Origin of the sequence: Sodalis-like endosymbiont of Proechinophthirus fluctus, assembly GCF_001602625.1 — a bacterium.
Classification (GTDB): Bacteria; Pseudomonadota; Gammaproteobacteria; order Enterobacterales; family Enterobacteriaceae.
This window is the reverse complement of sequence record NZ_LECR01000092.1, coordinates 40,604-47,918: the sequence shown is the minus strand read 5'-3', so window position 1 is coordinate 47,918 and position 7,315 is coordinate 40,604. Positions and strand designations below refer to the sequence as shown.

The following is a 7,315-nucleotide window of genomic DNA, read 5'->3' as shown; positions in this document are numbered from 1 at the left end:
CTGCGCAGCTGTCCTGCTTGGCGCAAGCCTGTGCAAATCGCCGGAATGCAGTACGAACTGTGCTTTCACGTTGGTGTGTTCCAAGGGATCTCTAGCCGCACTTTCTGCACCCGGGTCATATAAAAGGATAATCACCGCCGGCACTACTTCTTTAATGCTAGTGTGGAGACTGTAAGCGATTCCCTTTTCCTTCAGTATGTGCAGAATGTTGACAAGGCGTCGCCAACGCCTGCGACGCGATAAAATAAAAGCGGTTTCAGGCGAATTTGGCTAGAGATTGGGTCAGTGAATACATGGTACGGCCGTATTTTAGATCCCCTACCATGGCAACGCAGAGATGATCCAGAAGACCCATCGTTTCTTGAATAGTGAATAGATCCAATAGGGTTTGGGTAGGGTGCTGATTGGAGCCGTCGCCTGCGATTCAAAATCGGTACCTATCCGGAATTCGGTGGCAAGCCGGGCCATTCGCTCCTACGGATTGGTGCATCACGATGGCGTCGATATACCTGCTATTGACTGAGATAGTGTCGGCCAGCGTCTCAACTTTTTGTAGAGCGAGGTATTGTCGGCATAAGGGAAACCGAAGACGACCGAAGCGCCTAGCCGGTGAATCTCGGTTTCAAAAGACAGGCGGGGTTCGGGTCTAGGCTCCAAAAAAAACAGCTGGAGATGACTTTGTATTTCAGTAATTACGGCTGCGTCCGGGTATTGAGCGCGTCGGCGGTTTTTAACAACATTTCCAACTCCTCTCTGTTCAGGTAATTAATAGAAATGATATGCTTTTGATAAAGGGGATTCACCGTCTTTCCTTATAAGTGCCGGTAATGTCGTAGGATAATGTAGGGTGTGCCGATTTGCGTCCAAAACCCCATTAAGGGGCGATAATCACAGAATATAACGGAAGTAACCGCGGCGCCTGGCCGCCAGCGTTAAATGTATGCAGCTGAATATAAACTAATGTGCTGATGCTGTGCATGGTTCCTCCTAGAAAATTACCCGGCGTTATACGCCGGTTATTTTCTAATTCAAGCCTAAAATCTTATCCGACGACAACGAAAAGGAATCATTTAGCCAGCTGGGTAAAATAACTGACAGATTGTTCTCACATTTCACCTATTTCTTTTTATATTAAAATAACTTTTAATTTTTAAGGAACTATTATGATAACTAATAAAGTAAATCATCTCTAATTCATTCTGTATCTGCCCACTAAATTGCGCGCCGCCATAGATTACATCAAACGCCACATTAACGATGAGACGCCCTTGAGCAAACATGATATCGAGGGTAATGAAGTTTTGTTATCATTTCCAATGATGTGATAGGAATCGCGCCAGGGCGCTGCCGTGCCAAATATCTTGATATTTAGATTTTGCTGCGTGGTACCGAAGCGTAATGCCACAAGCACGCTGCCGGCAGAAAAACAGGTGGTGCCGCAGACGGTGGATTTCGTAGTGTGTTTTCCCGGTACAGTCCATACGCCGCCGTGCGCGGGTGGGCGAGCCAGCGAATATCCGCAAGGCGGTTATAAGAATCGACGTGGCGCTGGCAGTTTAAACTCGCGACGACAGCTTCCATCGCGCCCGGCTAGAGGTTCGAAACCGCGTTATCCTTGGTGCCCTCATAGCCAAGGCCGCTGCCAGGTTTCTAAACATGAGCTCGAGCGCGGGAGATCCCCATTTCTAGCGGCAGTCATGTACCGGTAGAAACAACGGCACAGAACCATGCTTGGCAGCGTTGTGCGCTGCCAAGAAACAAAGGCACTAACCGGATTTAGTGGCCGCTGCGTGTCGCTGGCAACAAGGGCGCTAACCCTTTTCTAGCGGCAGTCATGTGGTGCCATAAACAGGCGCTAACAAACAAGCTGACGGTTTCGCTAGCGTCGCAACCATGCCATGACGACGGTCTTGCTCGTATGCAGGTGGTTTTCCGCCTGATCGAACACTACGCTGTGGGGGATTCTAATACCTCATGGGTCATTTCCATGCCGCTTGCTAAGCCGTTTTTTCTGCGCTAATCGACGGCAGGTGGTCACCAGATCGTGATCCGGCCAGCAGGCGCTCCGGCGCTACCGGCCGCAAATCTATACTGGTCTGCGCCGCCGCTTTCAGCAGTGTATTTCATGTTATTGCGCATACCGCCGACATAGGCCAGCGGCATTTGATTTAAGGGCCTTACCAGTAAATATTCCTGCATTGTCATCAGGTCGGCCAGCAATTGGGTAGGGTGGAACTTGGTCGTGAGTGTCCGCTCCACACCAGCATGCCGGCGTGATACGCCAGCGTTTCTACGATTCCTTGGCCAAGCCTAGGTATTGGATACCGTAATATATACAGAGCGTTATCCTTATATAGCCTATCTGGCTCCCACTCGGCTACAAATAGGTCACGCGGGTGTCCTGATCAAAGGCAATAATTTCGAAAGGGCAGCAGGTACGACGGGTTGAATCTTTTTTCGAAGATGAGCGTAATATTTTACCGGCCAGGAACGGCGTCTCGCGTCCGGCGCACTCTCTTGGTGCTTAAGGTCGGCGGCCAGAGTCAGCAGTTGATTAATTTCGGCAGAGGTAAAACTCATAATTTTAATTAAATTTATTTTAAATAACTTATTAATAATACTTTTATACATTAATAATATATTTAAAATTTAAATGTATTAATATTCAAATTCAAGTGCTGACAGCAAATCTTTCACCATTAAGCCTGGAGCCGCACCCGTCGGTGTGTGAAAATAACCCTCCTACAGGCCGACGTATTGAGGGCAGGGGCATGACACATTCTTTTCTTGAAGAGAAACGCGAATAAACACGTCTAATTATTGACGAACTGCTGGAAGATGGCAGCGATCCTGAGGCGCTTTATACCATCGAGCATCATCTCTCCGCGGACAATTTTGACACCCTGGAGAAAGTCGCAGTAGAGGCTTTCAAACTGGGTTTTGAGGTCACCGATGATGCCGAAGAGCTGGAAGTGGAGGGCGGCGAAACGTTGATGTGCTGCGATGCGGTCAGTTAAGTTGCGCTACAGGCGGAGCTTATCGATGTACAGGTAGAAAAGCCCTTCAACCTGGCGCAACGCCTGGGAGTAAATTATGACGGCTGGAGAACTTATTTTGAGGATCCCGACGGTGAGAATAATGAAGAGGGCAATGAGTTCGATCAGGACGAAGACGATGACCTAACGGATAGCGACGAGGTGCCCACCAAATGCCATTGATTGTCCCTCCGTCGCTGACCGTGGAAGATCCGACTGAAGGATGACCAGAATAACGGCCCTTCGCCGGTGCTACTCGCGTCCACTCTAAACGGTTTATAATGTTTTCAACATGGTGATTTCACAGTCGACGTGGCCGGGATTGCCCATCGGGTCGCCGATATGGCGAAAGTCCAGCCCCTCATAGGGGGTAATAGCGTGATCCAAGGTGGCTGGTTTCTAGATAGCGTTGGCGAAGAAAGCCCTGCCAATAGACAAGCATCAGTGCGTGCTGCGCTAACTCCCACGTCACACCCTGTTCGCTCAGTTCGGGCAAGAAATATATTTCTTCAGTTCGCAAACCTCTCGTTTGCACCGCCCAATAGTGTCATTCATTGTGCCGCGTCACTTCCGCCCACTACCCGTGCAGCTCAATGACCCAACAGGCACTACGCGGCTGACTGTAGAGCTCATAGAGATGATAGAGGATAGAGGATAGAGGTTGGTATTGGAAACGGTATAGCTTTTTACCCGCCGTCAGGCCGAGTTCTGTGGAAACCCGGCGGATCACCTGCATGATGGTTTTATTGTCTGCTAGGATGTTACCGGATGCACCCGTATGGCATCTTCTGCAGAGGTAGTGGGCACAGTCACGATCCGTATAATCATAAACAAAAGCACGATAGGTCAATAGGATACACTGCAGGGACTGGCGATGCAATCGAAACTGTCGTGGGCGCATGGGCAATTTTCGCCGCCGCGGCATCCCTCCTGACGGGGCGCCGCGCCCCCGGGGAGCGATCACTCACCGGCAATAACGTGCTTAATCGCCGGCGTCAGCGACTCGTAGACCGGCTATAGCGTTATGACCAACATTTGCCGACCGGAGGCGGAGCGATTACAATCCGGTGATGATCGCTTTCTGTTCGAGTAATTTCGCCCTGGATTGCTGATAGCTTTCCAGCTTCTCGCGCTCTTTTGCCACCACCGCCTCCGGCGCGCCGCCGATGAAGCCCTCGTTGCTGAGCTTGGCGGATATACGGCTAATTTCCCCTTCGATGCGCGCCGCTTCTTTTGCCAGGCGCTCAAGCTCAGCGTCTTTATCGACTAGACCCGTCATCGGGATCAGCAGTTCGGCGCCGTCGATAAGTTGGGTAACGGAAACCGGTCCTTTATTGTTCTTCGGCAGCAGGGTAATACTGTCAAGCCGTGCTAGGGTGAGTATAAAGCTCAGGTTTTCTTTCACCCTGCGCGCCACCTCTGGTGAGGCCCTACGCAGCAGTACTGTCAGCGGCGTACCAGGCGCAATGTTCATTTTTGCACGAATCATGCGAACCGCGACGATAGCTTGCTTTATCCATTCCAGGTCGGTGAGCGCGCTGGCATCCGCCAGCGCCGCATTATAGGACGGAAACGGCTGCAGCATAATAGTTGAACCCAGTTCGCCGGTGAGGTGTTTCACACGCTGCCAGATAGTTTCAGTAATAAAAGGAATAATGGGATGAGCTAGACACAGCAACCCTTCCAGTACGTTGACCAGCGTATGGCGGGTACCGCGCAGCTCGGCGCTGCTGCCACCGCTCATCACCGGTTTGGTCAGCTCTAGATACCAGTCGCAGAACTGATTCCAGGTGAATTCGTACAAAATCCCGGCTGCCAAATCGAAACGGTAAGCATCTAGCGCCTCTCGAAACGTCTTAACCGTCTGATTAAATTCCGCCAAGATCCAGCGATCTGCCAGCGACAGCACTTGATCGCCGCCGTTAAAACCGCAGTCCTGATCTTCAGTATTCATCAGAACAAAACGGCTGGCGTTCCATAATTTATTGCAGAAATTGCGATACCCCTCTAGGCGCTTCATGTCCCAGTTGATATCGCGGCCGGTAGAGGCTAGCGCTGCCAGAGTGAAACGCAGCGCATCGGTACCGTGCGGCTCGATGCCGTTCGGAAAATGTTTTTCCGTGCGTTTGCGGATCTTGTCTGCCAGTTGCGGCTGCATCATATTGTCGGTGCGCTTTTCGAGTAAATCGATCAGCGAAATGCCATCCACTAAATCCAAAGGATCGATAACATTTCCTTTAGATTTGGACATCTTTTGCCCTTCTTCATCGCGAATCAGACCGGTCATATAGACAGTGTTAAACGGCACCTGCGGCTTGCCGTTGTCATCTTTGATGAAATGCATAGTCAGCATGATCATGCGCGCTATCCAGAAAAAGATAATGTCAAAGCCGCTCACCACCACACTGGTGGGATGGAACGTGCGTAGCGCGTCGGTGTTTTCCGGCCAGCCGAGGGTGGAGAAAGTCCATAGTCCGGAGGAGAACCAGGTATCCAGCACGTCGTCGTCTTGGCGCAGCGGAATGTCGTCCGCCAACTGATGTTGCTGGCGTACCTCGGCCTCGCTGCGGCCCACATAAACCCGGCCCTCGGCGTCGTACCAGGCTGGAATGCAATGGCCCCACCACAGTTGACGGGAAATACACCAATCCTGAATATCCCGCATCCAGCTGAAATACATGTTTTCGTACTGCTTCGGCACAAACTGGATCCTGCCCTGTTCCACAGCTGTCACAGCCACTTTCGCCAGCGGCGCGGCGCGTACGTACCATTGATCAGTCAACATCGGCTCAATAACCACGCCTCCGCGATCGCCATACGGGACCATGAGGTCGTGGGACTTGACCTCGACCAGCAAGCCAAGCCGGTCTAATTCCGCCACGATCGCTTTGCGGGCGGCGAAACGTTCCAGGCCACGGAAAGCCGCAGGAATTCCTCCAGACAGCCCTTCTCTGGCCTCGCCGTTAGTGTCGAATACCTCGGCTTCCTGGCGGATATCGCCATCAAAGGTCAGGATGTTAATCATCGGCAGCGCATGGCGCTTGCCGACTTCATAGTCGTTAAAATCGTGCGCCGGCGTGATTTTGACGCAGCCGGTGCCTTTGGTCATATCCGCGTGTTCGTCGCCGACGATAGGGATACGGCGGCCGACCAGCGGCAGCATGACGAACTGACCAATCAAATCGCGATAGCGCGGATCTTCCGGATTAACCGCAACGCCGGTGTCGCCGAGCATGGTTTCCGGCCGCGTGGTGGCGACCACCAGGTAATTCAGACCGTCGGCGGTGCGCGCCCCGTCGGCCAGCGGGTAACTCAGGTGCCACATTGAGCCTTTCAACTCATGGTTTTCCACTTCCAGATCTGAAATCGCGGTACGTAATTTCGGATCCCAGTTTACCAGGCGTTTGCTGCGGTAAATCAAATCTTCCTGATACAAACGCACGAACACTTCCTTCACCGCGTTGGACAGGCCGTCGTCCATGGTGAACCGCTCGCGTTCCCAATCTACCGAATCGCCCAGCCGCCGCATCTGATGGGTAATAGTGCCGCCAGATTGCGCTTTCCATTGCCAAATCTTGTCAATGAAGGCGTCGCGGCTGTAATTGTGGCGGGTTTTTCCCTCTTCAGCGGCGATTTTGCGCTCTACAACCATCTGCGTCGCGATGCCGGCGTGATCAGTGCCCACCTGCCACAAGGTATTTTTACCCTGCATACGCTGATAACGAATTAGGGTATCCATAATGGTCTGCTGGAAGGCATGACCCATATGTAGGACACCGGTGACGTTCGGCGGTGGGATCACGATGCAGTAGCTATCCTGCCGGGTATCATTGTTCGGCTTGAAATAGCCCTGCTGTTCCCAGTGCTTGTACAGCGGCTGTTCGATATCTTTTGGATTGTATGTTTTGTCCATTATGCGTCGTTAATCACTCACTGCCTTGACGGTGTGGCCGTAGTCAATTGGAAGCCGACGCTGCGATACGCTTTATAACGATCGCGTGCCAGCTGTTTCAAAGCGTCTTCATTCGGGACGAAGTCTATCACTTCATGGAAAGTAGAGGCAAAATCCGCGCACGTTGGCAGCAGGCTTATCAATAGATCCCGAGGCGCGTTGCCACGGCGCTGCGGCCAGCAAATTTCCACCGGTGCGCCGCAGCGAGGGCCTTCTCCCGCTAAGTTATGTGGCACAAACGCATTAGGATCGTGCGCCCACAACGCCTCGTCCAGTCTGAGAGCTTGGGCATCGTTCTCACAGGCGATAAGCACCCGTTTCCTCTTAC

Annotated in this window: 4 protein-coding genes and 4 pseudogenes; 3 read left to right on the top strand and 5 right to left on the bottom strand. The window is 52.1% G+C overall.

Features of this window, described 5'->3' with window-relative positions; translation table 11 throughout:
- A pseudogene (locus tag BG74_RS18605) lies at positions 1 to 803 on the bottom strand (aspartate carbamoyltransferase); the annotation flags it as partial.
- A gap of 393 nt (positions 804 to 1,196) precedes the next feature.
- Between BG74_RS18605 and BG74_RS18600 the strand changes: the two are divergent.
- Together BG74_RS18600 and BG74_RS18595 are read left to right on the top strand one after the other, a co-directional pair.
- Positions 1,197 to 1,560 (top strand): annotated as a pseudogene (locus BG74_RS18600) (NanQ anomerase/TabA/YiaL family protein).
- A gap of 274 nt (positions 1,561 to 1,834) precedes the next feature.
- Complete coding sequence (locus BG74_RS18595) at positions 1,835 to 2,020, top strand: hypothetical protein (protein WP_066598133.1); 186 nt, start codon at positions 1,835 to 1,837, stop codon at positions 2,018 to 2,020.
- A 14-nt stretch (positions 2,021 to 2,034) separates the two neighbouring features.
- Here the strand turns inward: BG74_RS18595 and BG74_RS18590 are convergent, their stop codons facing one another.
- A complete protein-coding gene (locus BG74_RS18590) occupies positions 2,035 to 2,259 on the bottom strand; it encodes a hypothetical protein (RefSeq protein ID WP_244267509.1) in 225 nt (74 codons plus the stop codon).
- 557 nt (positions 2,260 to 2,816) lie between these two features.
- Here BG74_RS18590 and rraB point away from each other — a divergent pair.
- Positions 2,817 to 3,218 (top strand): annotated as a pseudogene (rraB, locus tag BG74_RS11935) (ribonuclease E inhibitor RraB).
- A 93-nt stretch (positions 3,219 to 3,311) separates the two neighbouring features.
- Here rraB and BG74_RS21075 read toward each other — a convergent pair.
- The 3 genes and pseudogenes from BG74_RS21075 to BG74_RS09590 all read right to left on the bottom strand — a co-directional run.
- Positions 3,312 to 3,863, bottom strand: a pseudogene (locus tag BG74_RS21075) (GNAT family N-acetyltransferase).
- A gap of 229 nt (positions 3,864 to 4,092) precedes the next feature.
- Positions 4,093 to 6,948, bottom strand: a complete 2,856-nt coding sequence (locus tag BG74_RS09595) for a valine--tRNA ligase (RefSeq protein ID WP_066598129.1) — start codon at positions 6,946 to 6,948, stop codon at positions 4,093 to 4,095.
- 17 nt (positions 6,949 to 6,965) lie between these two features.
- Positions 6,966 to 7,315 (bottom strand): DNA polymerase III subunit chi (locus BG74_RS09590; RefSeq protein WP_073961163.1); only part of this gene is annotated, 350 nt, incomplete at its 5' end.